Annotated in this window: 14 protein-coding genes; 6 read left to right on the top strand and 8 right to left on the bottom strand. The window is 66.8% G+C overall.

Annotation, left to right across the window (positions count from 1 at the left end):
- Window positions 1–64 precede the first annotated feature (64 nt).
- Window positions 65–3,175, bottom strand: a complete 3,111-nt coding sequence (locus AC56KZ_RS00600) for an amidohydrolase family protein (protein WP_497160195.1) — start codon at window positions 3,173–3,175, stop codon at window positions 65–67.
- 288 nt (window positions 3,176–3,463) lie between these two features.
- On the opposite strand from AC56KZ_RS00600, the gene AC56KZ_RS00595 reads away from it, so the two are divergent.
- Together AC56KZ_RS00595 and AC56KZ_RS00590 are read left to right on the top strand one after the other, a co-directional pair.
- Complete coding sequence (locus tag AC56KZ_RS00595; protein WP_497160194.1) at window positions 3,464–3,643, top strand: DUF3606 domain-containing protein; 180 nt, start codon at window positions 3,464–3,466, stop codon at window positions 3,641–3,643.
- 137 nt (window positions 3,644–3,780) lie between these two features.
- On the top strand, window positions 3,781–4,917 hold the full coding sequence (locus AC56KZ_RS00590) for a mechanosensitive ion channel family protein (protein WP_497160193.1): 1,137 nt from the start codon (window positions 3,781–3,783) through the stop codon (window positions 4,915–4,917).
- Between the two features lie 9 nt (window positions 4,918–4,926).
- Here AC56KZ_RS00590 and AC56KZ_RS00585 read toward each other — a convergent pair whose 3' ends face one another.
- Both AC56KZ_RS00585 and AC56KZ_RS00580 read right to left on the bottom strand, forming a co-directional pair.
- Entirely contained in the window at window positions 4,927–5,469 is a 543-nt protein-coding gene (locus AC56KZ_RS00585; protein ID WP_497160192.1) for a PEP-CTERM sorting domain-containing protein, read from the bottom strand.
- A 424-nt stretch (window positions 5,470–5,893) separates the two neighbouring features.
- A complete protein-coding gene (locus AC56KZ_RS00580) occupies window positions 5,894–8,329 on the bottom strand; it encodes a penicillin-binding protein 1A (RefSeq protein ID WP_497160191.1) in 2,436 nt (811 codons plus the stop codon).
- Between the two features lie 141 nt (window positions 8,330–8,470).
- Between AC56KZ_RS00580 and AC56KZ_RS00575 the strand changes: the two genes are divergently transcribed.
- Complete coding sequence (locus tag AC56KZ_RS00575) at window positions 8,471–8,989, top strand: MarR family winged helix-turn-helix transcriptional regulator (protein WP_497160190.1); 519 nt, start codon at window positions 8,471–8,473, stop codon at window positions 8,987–8,989.
- A 6-nt stretch (window positions 8,990–8,995) separates the two neighbouring features.
- Here AC56KZ_RS00575 and AC56KZ_RS00570 read toward each other — a convergent pair whose 3' ends face one another.
- Entirely contained in the window at window positions 8,996–10,423 is a 1,428-nt protein-coding gene (locus tag AC56KZ_RS00570) for a metallophosphoesterase (protein WP_497160189.1), read from the bottom strand.
- Between the two features lie 127 nt (window positions 10,424–10,550).
- Between AC56KZ_RS00570 and AC56KZ_RS00565 the strand changes: the two genes are divergently transcribed.
- A complete protein-coding gene (locus AC56KZ_RS00565; RefSeq protein ID WP_497160188.1) occupies window positions 10,551–11,315 on the top strand; it encodes a ZIP family metal transporter in 765 nt (254 codons plus the stop codon).
- A gap of 18 nt (window positions 11,316–11,333) precedes the next feature.
- Here the strand turns inward: AC56KZ_RS00565 and AC56KZ_RS00560 are convergent, their stop codons facing one another.
- On the bottom strand, window positions 11,334–11,978 hold the full coding sequence (locus AC56KZ_RS00560) for a hypothetical protein (protein WP_497160187.1): 645 nt from the start codon (window positions 11,976–11,978) through the stop codon (window positions 11,334–11,336).
- 234 nt (window positions 11,979–12,212) lie between these two features.
- Here AC56KZ_RS00560 and AC56KZ_RS00555 point away from each other — a divergent pair, with 234 nt between their 5' ends.
- Together AC56KZ_RS00555 and AC56KZ_RS00550 are read left to right on the top strand one after the other, a co-directional pair.
- Window positions 12,213–13,670, top strand: a complete 1,458-nt coding sequence (locus tag AC56KZ_RS00555) for a Gfo/Idh/MocA family protein (RefSeq protein WP_497160186.1) — start codon at window positions 12,213–12,215, stop codon at window positions 13,668–13,670.
- A gap of 176 nt (window positions 13,671–13,846) precedes the next feature.
- Complete coding sequence (locus AC56KZ_RS00550) at window positions 13,847–14,200, top strand: DUF5710 domain-containing protein (RefSeq protein WP_497160185.1); 354 nt, start codon at window positions 13,847–13,849, stop codon at window positions 14,198–14,200.
- Between the two features lie 5 nt (window positions 14,201–14,205).
- On the opposite strand, the gene AC56KZ_RS00545 is transcribed toward AC56KZ_RS00550, so the two are convergent.
- From AC56KZ_RS00545 to AC56KZ_RS00535, 3 genes are read right to left on the bottom strand one after another with little or no spacing between them, the layout of a single operon-like run.
- Complete coding sequence (locus tag AC56KZ_RS00545) at window positions 14,206–14,757, bottom strand: response regulator transcription factor (protein ID WP_497160184.1); 552 nt, start codon at window positions 14,755–14,757, stop codon at window positions 14,206–14,208.
- Window positions 14,750–16,102, bottom strand: coding sequence for an ATP-binding protein (locus tag AC56KZ_RS00540; RefSeq protein ID WP_497160183.1), 1,353 nt, complete (start codon window positions 16,100–16,102; stop codon window positions 14,750–14,752). The genes AC56KZ_RS00545 and AC56KZ_RS00540 overlap by 8 nt, the downstream gene beginning before the upstream one ends.
- Window positions 16,086–16,847: an SURF1 family protein gene (locus AC56KZ_RS00535; protein ID WP_497160182.1), complete on the bottom strand. Its 762-nt coding sequence runs from the start codon at window positions 16,845–16,847 to the stop codon at window positions 16,086–16,088. Before AC56KZ_RS00535 ends, AC56KZ_RS00540 begins: the two co-directional genes overlap by 17 nt.
- Between the last annotated feature and the right edge of the window lie 9 nt (window positions 16,848–16,856).

The following is a 16,856-nucleotide window of genomic DNA, read 5'->3' as shown; positions in this document are numbered from 1 at the left end:
ATATGACAAGGTTACCTGAAACACCGCTGAGGAGCCAGTAGCAAGGACTGCCTGGTGCGCTTACTCAGTGGCCATGGGCTCCCGCGATCTCGCAGGCGTGCGGGTCCTTGCGGCACAGCTTGTCCTGCGCGTCGAGGGCCAGGCGGCGCGCCGCCAGCTGCTGCGGCGTGCGCGCCGGCGCCAGGATCTCGTCCTGGGTAAAGACGCGCCCGTTCTTGACGATCAGGCGCACGTCGGCCGCCGCACGCAGGTCGCTCAAGGGGTCGCCGCGCACCACGATCAGGTCGGCCAGCTTGCCCTTCTCGATCGTGCCCAGGTCGTCGCCCACGAAAGCGATCTTCGCCGCGTCGCGCGTGACCGAGTACAAGGCCTGCAGATTGCCCTGCACCAGCGCCGCGCCGCGCATGTTCATGTGCAGCGAAATGCCCGGCACGACCAGCGGCGAGTCGGTCCCGTTGGCCACCAGCGCGCCGGCCGCCTTCACCTTGGCCTGCTGGGTGGCGTCGTTGACGATGCTGCTGATCTGGGCCGCCGTCGGCGGCTGGGCGTTCTGCAGTCCGGGCACGAAGTTCGGCGGCACCAGCACGAAGCGCGGATCGGTGACGATGCCGGGGTCGAGCCCGGCCAGCGCGCTCGCCGAGAACAGGGTGTCGATCAGGCGGAAGTCGGCCTTGCCGTAGATGTCTGCGGCGTCCTGGTAGGTGATCGCCCGCGCGAAGGATTTCGACCAGCCGTAGCCCATGCGCTGGGTGGCCGACAGGTGGGTGGTTCCCGCCAGGCCGGTGGCGGCGCCCGGCTGCACCATGTGGGTCCCGCTCGGCACGCCCAGGTCGAGCGCTCCCTGGGCGATGCGCTCCATGATCGGGATCGGCGCCCGCACATAGCTCTTCAGGAAGTCGGCGTCGAGGCGCTTGGCCTTGGCGATCTCGATGTCGGCGATGGCCGGCGTGCGCAGGGTGCGCGCGAAGTGGTAGAACAGGCGGTTGCCTTCCCACAGCGGCGGCGACACGAACAGGCGCGGCCCGACCAGGTTGCCGGCGTCCAGCGCTTCGCGCATCTCGACGCTCTGGTGCAGCGGCCCGGCCACCGACTGCGCCGTGGTAATCCCGTAGGACAGCATCAGCTGGGCGATCTGGCCGAACTGGCCGCCCTGGTACAGGGTCAGCGGATGCAGGTGGGTTTCGATCAGGCCCGGCATGACGGTCAGGCCGCTGGCGTCGACCACCCGCGTTCCAGCCTCGTGTTCGGCATGCGGCACCACCGACACGATACGGTTGCCCTCGACCACGATGTCGACATCGCGCAGCAAGCTGCTGCCCACGCCGTCCCACATGGCGCCGGCATGGATCACGGTGCGGCCTTCCGGCACGGCCTGGCGCCAGGACAGCCGCACCGGGATCTCGCGCCGCCCGGAGCCGTCGAACTGCACCGTGCGCACGCGCTCGGCCGACTTGTACAGGATGGTCCGCGAGTCGCCGCCCCAGGCCGGCAGGTCGGCCATGTCGTCGCTGACCTTGCGCGCCGGCCCAGTCGGCGCCCCGGTCGGGCCGAGCGGCATCACGTGCAGCTTCGAATCCATGATGAAGGCGATGCGGCGTCCGTCCGGCGAGAGCACGGCGGCGCCCTCGTCGCGTTCCGAGATCTGGCGCGGGATCGGCGCCACCGCATAAAAGCTGCCGGTGCGCGTGGCCAGGTCGATCACGCGCAGCTTGTTATAGCCCTCGCGGAAGCGGTTGTTGATGCGCTCGTTGTCGACCAGGATGATGAGCTGGCCGTCCGGCGTCCACTGCGGCGTGCTGACCTGGGTGCTGACCGACGCGATGATGACGTCCGGCGTGGCGGTGGCGCGGTTCCAGATTTCCAGCTGGCCCGAGAGCGTGGTATAGGCGATGCGGGTGCCGTCGGGCGAGAGTTTCGGCGTCACCATCGAGCGCCCCGGGATGCTCGCCAGCCGGGTGCGGGTGCGCGACGCCAGCTCGACCTGGTCGACCGCCAGCTGGCCGGCGTTGCCGCGTTCGGAGGAAAAATACACGGCACTGCCGTCCGCCGTCCACTGCGGGTTGGCGTCGCGGTCCGGGTCGTTCGTCAGGCGCACCGGCGCCTCACCGATGCGCATGGTCCAGACATCGTTCAAGGCCACGAAGGCGATGCTGGCGCCGTCCGGCGAGAGCACCGGCGCGCTGATGCCCATCACGCGCCGCTGGCCAAGCTTGTCGAACTGGCGGTCCTTTTCCTTCGAGAAGACCGGGCGCCGCAGCAGCAGCTCGGCGCGGAACGCGACATCCTGGCGGTTGGCGCCGCCCGCCGTGCGGGTGCGGATCTGGCCGTCGGCGGTGTACAGGAAGCGCCCGTCCGGCAGGAAGCGCACCGGGAAGGGGAAGATGTCCTCGTCAAGCGTCACCTGGGCGCCACCGACGACCAGCTGGCGCGCCGCGTTCTGGTAGACCAGGGCGCCGCCGTCCGGGGTCCAGGCCGGAACAAACCCGGGCGCGACGACGGTGGGCGGGCCGCCTGCGAAGGGCGCGGTGACCACATTCGGGCCGTCGACATAGGCCAGGCGCGCGCCGTCGGGCGACACCACCGGGTTGGCTTCCATGCCGGGACCGGTCGTCACCTGGCGCAGGCCGCCCCCGCCCGCGCCGACGGTCCAGATCTTGTACTGGCCGTCGCCGCTGCGGTCGCTCGAGAACACCAGGCCGCTGCCGTCGGGCAGCCAGGCCGGCTCGCGGTCGTCGAACGGCCCATCGGTCAGTTCGGTCGCGTTGCGTCCGTCCGGACTGATCGTCCAGATGTGAAAATTGCCTTCAGGAGCGTAGTTCTGAAAGGCGATGCGCTTGCCGTCAGGCGACCAGACCGGGTGGGTCGGCTCCAGGCGCCAGTCGGTGATCCGGACCGCGCGCCCGCCCGCCGCCGGCATTACCCACAGGGCGCCCTGCGCCGAGAACACGATGCGGCTGCCATCGGGAGAAGGCGCGGCGGCCATGTTGGTGCCCTCGCGCAGTTCGACGGTCAGGTCGCGCGTCGGGCCGCGCAGGTTATTCGTCTCGTCGACCCTGCTGCTCCCCGGCCACTGGCAGGCGGCGAGGACGCTTGCCCCGACCGCGATCGCGATTGCGCTTCGCGCCAGAGGCTGTGCAAGGGCGAGCGTGCCCAGTAGTTGCTTGCGAGTTTTCATGTCCACTCCTCCTGGATGATTGCAAGAAATGCACCCTGCGGTGCGCGGCTGACTCATCCATGTTCGACGGCGTGCCTGACGAAATGCTGACGCTTGAGTCCGCTTGGAAAGCGCCTGCTTATTCAATCGGGGTTGCCTGATTTGGCTCAAGCATAGGCACTGACGGGAGGGAACTTTTATGTGTAAAAGCTGGTTGGGAGAAAGTTGTCGCCAAGGTGAACTAATTAACCGACGAGCACATGCCCCGGCTGGCATAGTGTTTTCAAACTCGTCAACAGGAGGCTCATCATGGCTGATAACAAGCAAGACGCTGGTGCACAAGACCGTTCGCGTATCAATATTCACGAAGAATACGAAGTGCGCCACTGGACCGAAGCGCTGGGCGTGACCCGTGAACAGCTTGAAAAAGCGGTGTCCGAAGTAGGCGTGTCGGCCAATGCCGTGCGCGAGCACCTGAAGAAGCGCTAAGCTTTTTCGCTGCAACGGACGCGCCCCGCGTCCGCATGACCCCGGGCCTCGCAGGCCCGGGGGCCGCCGTCCGGCGGCATGGCCGGCTCCGCGTGGGCCGGTCCGCTTCGCCATCTTTCCCCTGAGAGGACCCCAACGTGGATTTCCGCGCCCTAGCCGCATCCCTGGACATTACTTTTCCCAACGCCCTGTTCGCCCTGGCGCTGGCCGTGTTCAGCTTCCTTGCCATCCACGGGGTGGTGGTATTTTTCCGGCGCCGCCTCGAGCGCCTGAGCGACCAGTCCGCCCACCGCCCGGTCGCCGAAGTGCTGCACAAGACGCTCGCGCGCACCAGCAACCTGGTGGTCTTCCTGACTGCGATCCTGATCGGCCTCTCCGCGCTCGACCTGCCGGCGCCCTGGAACGCGCGTGTCAGCCACCTGTGGTTCCTGACCCTCGGCCTGCAACTGGCGATCTACCTGCATAGCGCCATCAAGGTCACCGCGCGCCGCTACTTCCAGACCCACGGCGGCGTCGCCGGCGATGCCCAGGTCACGATTGCGCATACGCTCATCATCTGGGTGCTGCAGACCAGCGTCTGGGTGATCTTCGCGCTGGCCCTGCTGGCCAACCTCGGCATCAACATCTCGACCTTCGTCGCCAGCCTCGGAATCGGCGGCATCGCCATCGCGCTGGCCGTGCAGAACGTCCTGGGCGACCTGTTCGCCTCGCTGTCGATCGCGATCGACAAGCCGTTCGAGGTGGGCGACACCATCTCCACCAAGGATTTCGCCGGCACGGTCGAGAAAGTTGGCCTCAAGACGACGCGCCTGCGCGCCGCCAGCGGCGAGCAGATCATCGTGTCGAATGCGGAATTGCTGAAGGATACGGTATCGAATTTCAAGCGCATGGTCACGCGGCGCATCGTCCACAAGCTGCGCGCCCATCCGGACACGCCGCCCGCGGCCGCGGCCCGGGTGCCGACCGCGGTGGCGGAATTCATCGCCCGCCACCCGAAGGTGCGCTTCGACCGCGCCCACCTGGCGGGCTACACGCAGGAATACATCGAGTGGGAAATCGTCTACACCATTCTCGACGCCGACTACGACCTGTTCATGGACACCCAGCAGGCCGTGATCCTGGCCTCGATGCAGATGTTCATCGACCTCGGCATCTCGAGCGCGCCGCGCGCCCGGCACTTGCTGCTGCAGCCGCAGCCGGCCGTGCCGCCGCTGCCGGACGACGCGCGAGCGCGCCACCCGGTGCCGCTGCACAGCCTGCCCAAAGGCAGCTGAGCAGCGCGCTCAGGCTGGCGTGGCCGCGGCTTTTTTCGCGCGGCGGCGCATCGCGCCGAGCAGCGCCAGCGGCGCGAGCAGCAGCGACAGCGTTCCCGGCTCGGGCACCTCGGCCGGTGCGACGGTGGTCAGCGCGCCATCCGTGATACGTCGAAACGGCGAGCAATTCATGCATTCGTAACTGTTTGCGGTATTCAGCGCGAAGGTGCCGCCCTCGGCGTCGAGCGGGCTGGTGAACGAGAAGTTGAAGTAGCGCGAGCCGTTTTTGTTCATCAGGATGAAATTGTTCGGTCCTGCACCGCCGCCGAAGTACAGCCCGCTGTTGCCTTGATTGAAGGTGTAGGCCGAGAGCGCGCCCAATTCGGTCGACACATTGAACTTGGTCGAGGTACGCGCGGTCGGGTCCATGACGATCGTTCCCGTCGCCTCCGTACCGTCGGCGAAGCTGACCTTGTCCAGGTGCCAGGTCATCAACGCGGCCTGTGCCGACATCGAAGCAGCGAACAGCGCGAATCCAAGCAGCGCAAGCTTGACAGTTTTTGTGTTTTTCATGTTATCCCCAGTGAATAGTCGTCAGAACGATCCGCGTTGATTTTGCTCAACAGTTATTGCTCTTATGCCAGCAAATTCAGGATAGCAAGCAGTTTTCCTTATGTAAAGACAAATTGCATAATTACAAATAACGTTGTCTTTAGTGCACAAAGAGTGCACGCGGGGTTGCCGCTGTCGCGAGTGCTTAAGCGGCGACGCATGAGGAGCACACTATCTAGCGTGAGGGGATGACGAAGTCGAAAGGGGAATGCGGTGCTGGTGCCGGGCGACCTGGCCGACCGCGCATTGCCAGGCAATCGTGGCGCGAACAGTGGCCAAGCCAGGAAAAATCGATGTGCTGCTGAATCAAAGCTGAGCCCTGGATCTGCCAGGGCGAAAGCCATCACCCAGGGCGGGACGCCGGTTCTGTGACACGGCGCCGGGGCTAGATGTCCGGCGTCGGCACTGGTTGCGGCGGCGGCACGCCTTCCATCTGCGCTTCTTCCACTTCCTCTTCCTCAACCGGTTCTTCTTCGTCCGGCTGGGGCGCGTCCGGGTCCCCGGTCGGAATGCCCTCGGTGATCTCGGTCGCTTCGATGAATTCTTCTTCCGAGGGCTCCTCGATCTCGATGCGCGGCGCCGCAGCCGGACGCCCGCCCGGGAACACGGCCGCCTTGTCGATCTTGCCCGCGTCCAGGGCGGTGCGGAAGAAGTCGCCGACCAGCAGGATCGCGTTATGCCCGCCCTGCCCCCAGTAATTACTGCGCATCGTCACGCGGTTGTCGTTGAAGCCCACCCAGGCCCCGGCCACCAGGTTCGGGTGCATCAGGATGAACCAGCCGTCGGCATTGTTCTGGGTGGTGCCGGTCTTGCCGGCGACGTCGCCGTTGATGCCGAAGCGGTAGCGCACGCCGGTGCCGGTGCCGCGGTTGACGACCCCGCGCATCATGTCGATCAGAGCCACGCTCGATGCCTGCGACATCGCCTGCTCGGGCTTGTTGACGCCAAAATCGGCGATCACGTTGCCTTCGCGGTCGGTGATGCGGCGCACGAACACCGGCTTGCGGTAGACGCCCTGGGCGGCGATGCTGGAATAGGTGTTGACCATTTCCAGCAGCGTCACCGGACTGGTGCCCAGCGCCAGCGAGGGCACGGCCGCCAGTTTGCTCTGGCGCACGCCCAGGTTCTGGGCCAGCTTGATCACCGACGGCAGGCCGACGTCCTGCATCACCTGCGCCGTGATCGTGTTCTTCGAGTGCACCAGGCCCTCGCGCATGGTGAGCTGGCGCCCGGTGGTGCCGGACATGTCGGTCGGTTTCCAGACCGTGCCGTCGGCGGCGCGGATTTCCATCACCGCATCCACGTATGGCTGCTCGGGCGAAATGCCGTTTTCCAGCGCCGCGCCGTACACGATCGGCTTGAAAGTCGAGCCGGGCTGGCGCAGGGCCTGGGCCACGTGGTCGAACTGGTCCTTGGCGAAATCGCGGCTGCCGACCCAGGCCTTGACTTGTCCGGTCAGCGGGTCCATCGCCACGAAGCCGGCCTCCAGGCGCGTCTTCGCCTCGCGCAGGGTGCGCATGAAGCTGCCGTCGGCCTTGATGCGTTTGAGCGCCGCCGCCGGCGCTTCGCCGCCCTCGACCGCCTTGCGGTAGGTACTGCTCTCGCGCACGAAGGCATTGAGCTGGGGAGCGTGCGTCTGCCAGTAATAGGCGAACGGCGCGACGCCGGTGCGCATCGAGGCGTAGGTGCCGGTCGAGGTGGAACCCGGCAGCCAGGAATTGGCCCACTCGACGTCGGCCACCGCCTGCAGCGCGCTTGCCTGGCGCTCGACCGCCTTCAGGGCCGCCTGCTGGAGTTCGGCGTCGAGGGTGGTGTGGACCACCAGGCCGTCGAGTTCGAGGTTGTAGTCGTTTTCGTCGGCCCAGGCCAGCAGCCACTTGCGCACGTGGGCGGTAAAGTGGTTATCGCGCCCGGTGCGCTCGACCTGGCGCTCGAAGTTCAAGCGCAGCGGACGTTTCGTCAGGGCGCGCAGGCGCGCCTGGTCGAAGGCGCCGTGTTTGGCCATCTGCCCCAGCACCACGTTGCGGCGTCCGAGCGAACGCTCCGGATTGGTCACCGGGTTGTAGTAATAGGTCCCTTTCAGCATGCCGACCAGGGTGGCCGCCTCCAGCACGTCGAGCCGGATGGCCGGCTTGTCGAAATAGGTGCGCGCCGCCATTTCGATGCCGCGCGCGTTGTACAGGAAAGGCACCGTGTTCAGGTAGGCTTCCAGGATCTCGGTCTTGCTGTAGGTGTTCTCGATCTTGATCGCGGTGATCAGTTCCTTGAGCTTGCGGTTGATGCTGCGCGCGCGCCCGATCTCTTCGGGGAACATGTTGCGCGCCAGCTGCTGGGTGATCGTCGAGCCGCCCTGGGCGTCGCCCTTCAGGCTGGCCAGCAGGGCGCCGGCAATGCGCGTGAAATCGACGCCGTTGTGGTCGTAAAAGCGGTGGTCCTCGGTCGAGATCAGGGCCTTGATCACGTGCGGCGACACCTGCGACAGCTTGACCCGCTCCTGCAGGCCCTGCTCGAAGGTGCCCAGCTCCTTGCCGTCGCTCGACAGGATGACCGTCGGGCGCGCACTCTGCACCTGCTTCAGGTCGTCGACGCTGGGGGTCAGCGGAATCAGGACGATCAGGTAGACCAGCAGCAGCAGCGCCAGGGCCGCCAGCGAGGCGGCGCCGATGATGAGCACCTGCTGGCTGCGCGGCCGTCCTTCCAGGAAGCCATGGGCCTGGCGGTAGCCGGCCCCGGCACGGTTGCTGGCACTGCCAAACAAATCCTTTGCCTGCTGGCGGATGCCGCTGTCGTTGCTGTTACGGGTCGTTTCGTCCTGGTCCACTGATGTCCTTGCGCGCTTGATTGTGCTCGATTGTGCTCGATTCTGCCGATATGCGCAGTATAGCCGACGGCTGGCCCTGTTACGCCTGGGGCCGTGGCCGCCCCCCCCGCCCGGCGCACGCCTTTCCGCTACAATGCCGGAATGTCTTTACAAGCGTCCAACACACCACCCGCAGCCCGCGCCGTCGATAGCCATCCCGCGCTCAGCCCGGAAACGCGGGTGCTGCGCCAGTTCAGGATCGTGTTCAACTCGGTGAAAACGCATTTCCGCCAGGTCGAGCGCGATGCCGGCCTCGGGGGCGCGCAGCTGTGGGCCCTGTCCGTGATCGCCGGCTCGCCCGGCATCGGCGTGACCGAGCTGGCGCGCTCGCTCGACATCCACCAGTCCACCGCCAGCAACCTGGTGCGCACCCTGAGCGGGCGCGGGCTGATCACGGCCGCGCGCGAGGGCCAGGACCGGCGCGGCGTCTCCCTGCGCATCCTGCCCGCGGCCGAGGCCCTGCTGCAGCGCGCCCCGCTGCCGTTCGCCGGCGTGCTGCCCGACGCCCTGGCCAGCTTGGATGAAGCCACCCTTGCGCGTCTCGAGCAGGACCTGGCGCGCCTGATCGAGGTGCTGGCGGCCGACCCGGCGAGCGCGCAAGTGCCGCTGGCGCAGTTGTAGGTCCGCTCAGCGTACCTGCGCCACGGCACACTGCGACTTGCTGCCCTTGACGACGCAGCGGTTGCGCTCGCGCCCATCCAGGTCCCAGACTTTCACCAGCCACTCGTCCGGCTTGCTGCGCTCCAGGCTCATGAAGCCGAAGCCGTCGATCCAGGAACTCATGTGCTCGACGATCGCCCCCGGCGCCGGTGTCCTGCCCGGTGGCGGCATGGCCGGCAGCGGCGCCGTGTCTTCGGCGCTGCCGGAAAAACCCGCCACGAACTGGGTCGGGTGAACGCTGGCGAAACTGACTTGCTCCCACAAGTGCACGTGACCCGACAGCAGCATCTGGATCGACCGCGGCAGGAAGCCGGGATCGACGTCGCCAAAGGCATCGAGCAGCCCCTGGTCGCCCCCGAACAGCGTGACTTCGCCGCTGGCCGCGTTGCGGGTGGCCCCGAAGGCGAACAGCGGATGGTGGTCGACCGCGATGTTGTAGCTGGCGCCGCGCGCGAGCTGCGCGATTTTGCGGTAGGTATCGGCATACGTAGCGCGGCGCGGGTCGGTCTTCGGCAAACCTTTCCAGCTGGTGTTGGCGGTGTCGAAGACGATCAGCTGGGCGCCGCCGCCGAGCGGCACCGCGTACGGGTCGCTGTGCTCGCCGATGGCGTCGTTGGCCGGGTTGTCGCAATCGCGGCCGGCCTGGTAGGGACGCGGGTCGAGCCAGCGCCACCAGCCCTGGCCGGCGCGGGTGCAGTTTTCGTGGTTGCCGCGTGTCAGCACCCAGGGCGCGGCGGCCAGCAGTTTGCCGGCCGGCGTGAAGAAGTCGGCGGCCCAGGCATCGTAACCATAGCCATACGGGCTGCCGGCGCAGCCGGCGCGCCCGGGCGGGCACGGGTCTTCACGGTAGTGATAGTCGCCGACATGCACCACCAGATCGGGCTGGAAGGCCGCGGCGGCGGCGGCCACCTGCGCGAAGGGGAAGGCCTTTGGATCGTTGCAGTCCTGGATCTCCTTGCCCTTCAGGCGGCAGCCGGTGTCGCCGATGACGACGATGCGTGCCGGCTCGCTCTTCGGCACCGGCAGCGGGCGGCCCAGTACCGAAGCCGTCCTGGCGCCGGCCGCGATCGGCGCCTCGCAGGCCAGCACCGCGCTCGACGGCGGGGTGTGCGCCTGCCCCGCGCGCGCCGGAATGGGCGACAGGGGCACACGCACCCGCATCGGCAGCGCGCGCCCATCGACCAGCAGCGGCGGGCAAGCGGCCTTCGTGGTGATCAGGCGCGCCGTGGCGGCGCCGCCCTCGCCCAGCACGACAAAGGCCACGTCCGCCGGCCCGCGAGCAGGCGCCAGGGCGCCGCAGGCGGCGAGCGCCAGCGCCGCCGACAGTGTCGGCAGCAGTCGTGCCAGGAGTCGGACAGTGAGGCGGACAGCGAGGCGGGGCGGGAAGCTGGTCATGCCGTTCTCCTTGCGAAAACGCGAATGTAGCACAGCGCAAGGGGCCGGCCCGGGCTTGCCGTTCAGGCAAACGCGGCTGTTGGCGGATTTCCGCGTAGGATCTTGCCAAACACAGCAGGGAGCAAGGATGGAGAATTTGGCGGTATGGGCACAGGCGGGCCTGTGGGGACTGGTGGCGGGCGGCGCCCTGCTGCTGGGCGCGGCCGCCGGCTACTGGCTGCGCGTACCGCCGCGGCTGGTGGCGGCGATCATGGCTTTCGGGAGCGGCGTGCTGGTCTCCGCCCTCTCCTTCGAACTGATGGACGAAGCCTGGCGCAAGGGCGGCCTGGACGCGACGGCGCTTGGTTTTCTCGGCGGCGCGCTCGCCTTTACGCTGGTGAACTGGCTGCTGTCCCAGCACGGCGCCAGGCACCGCAAGCGCTCGACCGGCTTGCAGCCGAGCGAGGCCGAGCATGGCGGCAGCGGCCTGGCGATCGCGGCCGGCGCCCTGCTCGACGGCATTCCGGAGGCGATCGTCATCGGCCTGTCGATGCTGGCCGGCGGCGTGGTCAGCCTGGTGGCGGTAGCGGCGGTCTTCCTGTCGAATGTTCCGGAGGGATTGTCGAGCGCGGCCGGCATGAAAAAGGCGGGCCGCGGCGCCGGCTATGTCTTCGGGATCTGGGGCGCGATCGCACTGGCGTCAAGCCTATCCGCCGTGGCCGGCTACACCCTGTTCGAGGGCGCATCGCCCAATACCATTGCCGCCACCACGGCGGTGGCGGCCGGCGCCATCCTGGCCATGCTGGCCGAGACCATGATTCCGGAAGCCTTCGACGGGGATCACGATTTCGCCGGCCTCTTCACCGTCCTTGGCTTCCTGGCAGCGTTCGCGCTCAGCAAGATGGGCGGCTGAGGTCCTGCCCTGCCGCTGTCAGCCCTCTGCCGCTTGGAACGAAGGCCGGAAGGTGATGGCGGGCCGCGTGCACTGCTCCACGGACTCGGGCTTCTTGCCGCCGCTGCTATGACGGATATAGCACTCGTCGAATACCGAGCAGTAGCAGGCCGAATAACTGATGTCGTTCATTTGCCGGTACAGGGCGTCGAAGGTCGGATTCGGCGCTGCCGGCTCAACCCACTGGAACATTTCGACCATGGCGCCCGAGCGTATCAGCGCGGCGTCGATGCCGCCACGCACCTGCATCTGGTTGAGCGACTCCTTGTCGGGCGAGCAGCATGCGTTCATCAACTCGGCCAGGTTGCGCATCGGCTTGCCCTTGAAGCTGAGCTGGACCCACTCGATGCGCGCAGGCCCGACGCCATTGTTTTCGAGCATGTACATCACCCGGCGTTCGCCCGTGTCGGCGCCTGAAGCCGATAGTGGCATCGCATTCGAGCGCAACAGCTCGACATACGGGTAACTGTTCGAGGCCACCAGTTTTTCCATCGAGTGTGCCGAGTGCAACGCGAGCCAGAGCGACACCAGCGAGACGACGGTGGCGGCGACGGCCATGCCGACGTCGAGCCAGCGCACGCCGGTCTTGTGGGGATGATGGTGGTGATGGCTTTCGTGTTCCAAGCAAGCTCCGCACGATTGTTCAAAAACAATATTGTATCAATGGAATGTCCTGTTGAATCAGTTATCTCCCGGTTTCAACGCGAAATACCCGCGCCCCACCCAACCTGTCGGTCCAAATCTCAATCTGCCCTACCAAATTATTGATTGGTCTTGCCAATTTTTAAGGCGGACGCTACCATCGTCCGCAGCGAGGTCCAGACAAGGGCCCATTTCGAATCATCGAGGAGACCGGACATGAACGAGGAAAATAGCGGCCTGAACAAGCGCCGGAATGTGTTGAAGGCGGCGGGCGCGGCCGGCATGCTGCTCGCCGGCGGCGGCGCCCTTGCGGCGGCGGCCAGCGCGCGCAAGCGTTACGCAGTGGTGGGCGTCGGCTCGCGCTCGCGCATGTTCACGAATGCCATGACCGGCCCCTTCAGCGACCGCGCCGAAGTCGTCGCCGTCTGCGACCGCAACGCCGGGCGCCTGGCGCGCGCCGTGAAAGTCATTTCCGCAACCGGCGCCAGCCAGCCGAAGCCCTATGCCGCCGCCGATTTCGAGCGCATGCTGCTCGAAACCAGACCGCAGTACGTGATCGTCACCACCACCGACGCCAGCCACGACGACTACATCGTGCGCGCGCTCGACGCCGGCTGCGACGTCATTACCGAAAAGCCGATGACGACCACCGCCGCCAAGGCGCAGCGCATCCTCGACGCCGTGAAACGCAGCGGCCGCCACATCCGCGTCACCTTCAACTACCGCTATTCGCCGCCGCGCACCCAGATCAAGGAGCTCCTGATGTCGGGCGAAATCGGCGACGTGATCTCGGTCGACTTCACCTGGCTCCTCAATACCGTGCATGGCGCCGACTACTTCCGCCGCTGGCACAGCGACAAGGCCAATTCGGGCGGCCTGATGGTGCACAAGTCGACCCACCACTTCGACCTCGTCAACTGGTGGCTCGGCGCCCAGCCGCAGACCGTGCACGCCTTTGGCTCGAAACAGTTCTACACCCCGGAAACGGCGCGCCGCATGGGGCTCTCCGGTCCGCACGAACGCTGCCTGACCTGCCCGGAAAAACAGAAGTGCAGCTTCTACTTCGACCTGGCCGCCGATCCCGGCCTGAAATCGCTCTTCCTCGACAACGAACGATACGACGGCTACTACCGCGACCAGTGCGTCTGGCGCCCGGAAATCAACATCGAGGACACGATGAACGTGATGGTCCGCTATGACAACGGCGCCCACCTGAACTATGCGCTGTCGGCCTACGACGCCTGGGAGGGTTACCACATCGCCTTCAACGGCACCAAGGGACGCATCGAGCACCGCATCGTCGAATCGGGCGGCGCGGCCGGCGCGGCCAAGGTCCAGAGCGGCAACGAGAACGTCTCGATCCGCGTCATCCCGCTGCGCGGCCAGGCACGCGACATCGTCCCGATCATCGGCAAGGGCAGCCACGGCGGCGGCGACGACGTCATGCTCAACGAGATTTTCGGGGACGGACCGCCCGACAAGTACAAGCGTGTGTCGGACGAGCGCGCCGGCGCCTGGTCGGCGCTGGTCGGGATTGCGGCGAACCAGTGCTTCGAGACGGGACAGACGGTACGCGTCGCGGACCTGGTGACCGGCCTGGCGCCGCCGGACCGCGCGCCGATGCCGGACCGAAGCGCGCCGATGCCGATGCCGATCCGGGTCAAGATTCCTTGATAGCTTTCTTGTTGCCGTAGGGTGGAGTCCCGACTCCACGGCGAGCTCGGCTGATGCAGTCGAAACGCATCCTTTGTACCGCGTGGAGTCGGGACTCCACCCTACACGCCTTCACTTCTCGGGCCGCTCACTTCCAATTACAATACGCACGCCGTATCGACCATTGAAAGCGCCCCATGATTCTCCTGAAGGTCCCGTACGCCGAAAAAGACGAAGCCAAGGCGCTCGGCGCCCGCTGGAATCCGACGAAAAAATGCTGGTATGTCCCTGACGGCAAGCCCACGGAAGCGTTCGAGCGCTGGGTGGACGCCAGCGCGGGCGCCGGCGCCGGCGCGAAAGCATCCTCGGCCGGCGCGAGCCCCGCCTCGCGCGATGCGCACGGCGCCAAGCCCTTCATCGGCGCCAACTATATCGAGCTTGCACATGCGTGCAATCCCTTCGAAGTCTGCGCCGAGTGCCAGCCGCGCCTGATCGAGAGCGGCTGGTTCGACGCCCACCAGTCGGTGCGCAAACTGCTGGCCGGGCTGTAAGCCGCCTACTTCACCCGCTGCTTTTCCAGCTTCCGCGCCAGCGTGCGGCGGTGCATGCCCAAACGGCGCGCCGCCTCCGAGATATTGAATTCGGTCTCGGCCAGCACCGCGTGGATGTGCTCCCATTCGAGCGTCTTGATGGAAGTCGAGCGTTTGGTCAGCTCCACCTCGGCCTTGCCCGCCACGTGGCCGAAGGCCGCTTCGATGTCGTCCGTGTTCGAGGGCTTGGCCAGGTACTGGCAGGCGCCGAGCTTGATCGCCTCGACCGCCGTGCCGATACTGGCAAATCCCGTCAGCACCACGATCAGCATCTCCGGATCATGGGCATGCAGCAGCTGCACGCAATTGAGCCCCGACGAATTGCCCTTGAGTTTCAGGTCGACCACGGCATAGCCGGGGTCATGGTCTTTCAGGATGGCCACAGCTTCCTCATGGCCGGGCGCGTGCAGCACCCGGTAGCCGCGCCGCTCGAAGGAACGGGCCAGGGTGCGGGCAAAGGCTTCGTCGTCCTCGACGATCAGGAGCACGGGTGCCGTATCGATATCGCCATCAAGCATGCTCGCCCTCCTTGGCCAGTGCGATCGAGGCCAGCGGGATGCTGAGCGTGACTTCGGCGCCTCCCTCCTCGCGGTTGCGGGCGACAACGCCGCCGCCCAGGGTGCGCGCCACGTTCACTACCAGGAACAGGCCGACGCCGGCGCCGGCGCGGCTCTTGGTCGACTGGTAGGGCTTGCCGAACTGGGCCAGCATGGCCGGTGCGAAGCCCGGACCGCGGTCGAGCACGACAAGGCGCAGGGTGCCGTCGACGATGGATGCGTCCAGCCGCACCCAGTCGGGCGAACTCTCCAGGGCGTTGTCGAGCAGGTTGTCGATGGTCTGCTTCAGGGCCGAATCGAAGGCCACCGGGACGTCGTCGAGAATGCGGTTCTCGTACTCGAGATGCGGCGCCTGGCGCCGCTCTTCCCACTCTTCGGCAAGACCGTCGAGGAAGGTATGGATCGTCGTGCGTACCGCCGATTCGCCGCGCGCCTTGCCGGCCGAGAGCAGGATGCCGCTGACGATCGACTTGCAGCGTATGAGCTGGGTCTGCATTTCGGCGATCTCTTCGCGCAGGTCGGCATTGTCGCGAAATTCCGGCATGCGCTTCCAGTCGCCGAGGATGACGGACAGGGTCGCCAGCGGCGTGCCGAGTTCGTGCGCGGCGCCCGAAGCGAGCAGGCCCATGCGCACGATATGGTCCTCCTCGGCGGCGCGCTGGCGCAGGTCGGCCAGCTGCGCGGCCTTTGCGCGCAGGGTGCCGCTGATACGCGAAATAAACACCACCAGCAGAGCCGCGTTCAGGGCGAAGCAGATCAGCATGCCCTGGACATACAGGCTGGCGATCCCGCGCGCGTGGTCGAAAGGCAGCGCCAGAGGCTGGGCGAAGACGGCCAGGGTCGCCAGGCAGGCCAGGGTCAGCGCGACGATGAACCAGGTCGACCAGGCTTCCAGCAGCACCGCAGAAATGATGATCTGCAGCAGATAGAGGAAGGCGAAGGGATTGGTGGTGCCGCCCGACAGATACAGCAGCACGGTGAGCGCGGCCACGTCCACCAGCAGCGCCATGAACAGTTCGGTGTTGGCAACCGGGCGCCGCTCGTGCCAGCGCAGGTGGCTGGCGATGTTGAAGGCGATCAGGCAGGCCAGCACCTGCAGCATGTGCACCAGCGGCAGGTCGATGTCGAAGAGGAGGATCGCGCCGAAAATGGTCGTGATCTGGCCGATGACGGCGATCCAGCGCAGCTCGATCAGCTGCAGCATGTTCTTGTGCCCGGCGGCGTATTCGACGCTCGCCTCGGCCGCCGAGGGCGCCGCCCCGATCGAAGGGCTTATCCTGGTTAACAGATCAAGCTTGACTGCCATTGTTCCTCGCCCTGGTGGCGCCGCGCGGACCCGAGCGCGCCACATACCACCACGCCCCGATCACCATCAAAGCCAGAGCATACCAAGTGATGGCATACACGAGGTGATTGTTTTGGAAGGCCACCACGGTCAGGCCGCCGACCGGGCGCTCGGGTGCGCCGGCCGCCTCCTGTCCGCGCGCGGTGTCCACGAAATACGGGGCGACAGCACCCAGGCCGCGGGCGGCGGCGATTCCGGCGACCTCGCGCGAGAACCAGCGGTTCCCGGCCCGGTCGTTGTCGCGCAGGAAGCCGCCGCCCGGCTCGTCCATGCGCAGCAGTCCGGTCACCGTTTGGACAGCCGTCGCGCCGGCGGACCGGCATGCCTGGCCGTCCGCGCTGCGCGCCGGGTAACGTGCACGGGCGCCGGCTGCCGGAATGAAGCCGCGATTGACCAGCACCAGCGAGCCGTCGGCCGTGCACAGGGGCGTCAGCAGCCAGAAGCCGGCGCCCAGTTCGGTGACGGCCTGCACCGGAGTGCTGTAATCGTAGAGGAAGAACCCGGTGAGGCGGACATGCCGGTACTCGTGACTGTCGCGGGTGATGGTCGGCCAGTCGGCAGGAGCCGGGGCCGGGATGGGAGCCGCGCGCACGCGCGACTCCACCCGTTCGATCAGGGCCCGTTTCCATTGCAGGCGTTGCACCTGCCAGGTCCCGAGCCCCGTAAACAGCACGATCAGCAGGGTCGCGAGGAGCGCCAGAATCACTTTGGCAAA

This window comes from Telluria sp. LT2P34 (genome assembly GCF_059685915.1).
Note: the sequence above shows the minus strand (reverse complement) of the source record. Positions and strands in the feature narration are given on the sequence as shown.

Bases quoted from the DNA above. Each gene is read 5' to 3' on its own strand.
- AC56KZ_RS00565 (WP_497160188.1), top strand. From the start codon at position 10,551: ATGGAGAATTTGGCGGTATGGGCACAGGCGGGCCTGTGGGGACTGGTG.
- AC56KZ_RS00540 (WP_497160183.1), bottom strand. From the start codon at position 16,102: ATGGCAGTCAAGCTTGATCTGTTAACCAGGATAAGCCCTTCGATCGGG.
- AC56KZ_RS00585 (WP_497160192.1), bottom strand. From the start codon at position 5,469: ATGAAAAACACAAAAACTGTCAAGCTTGCGCTGCTTGGATTCGCGCTG.
- AC56KZ_RS00570 (WP_497160189.1), bottom strand. From the start codon at position 10,423: ATGACCAGCTTCCCGCCCCGCCTCGCTGTCCGCCTCACTGTCCGACTC.
- AC56KZ_RS00555 (WP_497160186.1), top strand. From the start codon at position 12,213: ATGAACGAGGAAAATAGCGGCCTGAACAAGCGCCGGAATGTGTTGAAG.
- AC56KZ_RS00550 (WP_497160185.1), top strand. From the start codon at position 13,847: ATGATTCTCCTGAAGGTCCCGTACGCCGAAAAAGACGAAGCCAAGGCG.
- AC56KZ_RS00600 (WP_497160195.1), bottom strand. From the start codon at position 3,175: ATGAAAACTCGCAAGCAACTACTGGGCACGCTCGCCCTTGCACAGCCT.
- AC56KZ_RS00595 (WP_497160194.1), top strand. From the start codon at position 3,464: ATGGCTGATAACAAGCAAGACGCTGGTGCACAAGACCGTTCGCGTATC.
- AC56KZ_RS00545 (WP_497160184.1), bottom strand. From the start codon at position 14,757: ATGCTTGATGGCGATATCGATACGGCACCCGTGCTCCTGATCGTCGAG.
- AC56KZ_RS00575 (WP_497160190.1), top strand. From the start codon at position 8,471: ATGTCTTTACAAGCGTCCAACACACCACCCGCAGCCCGCGCCGTCGAT.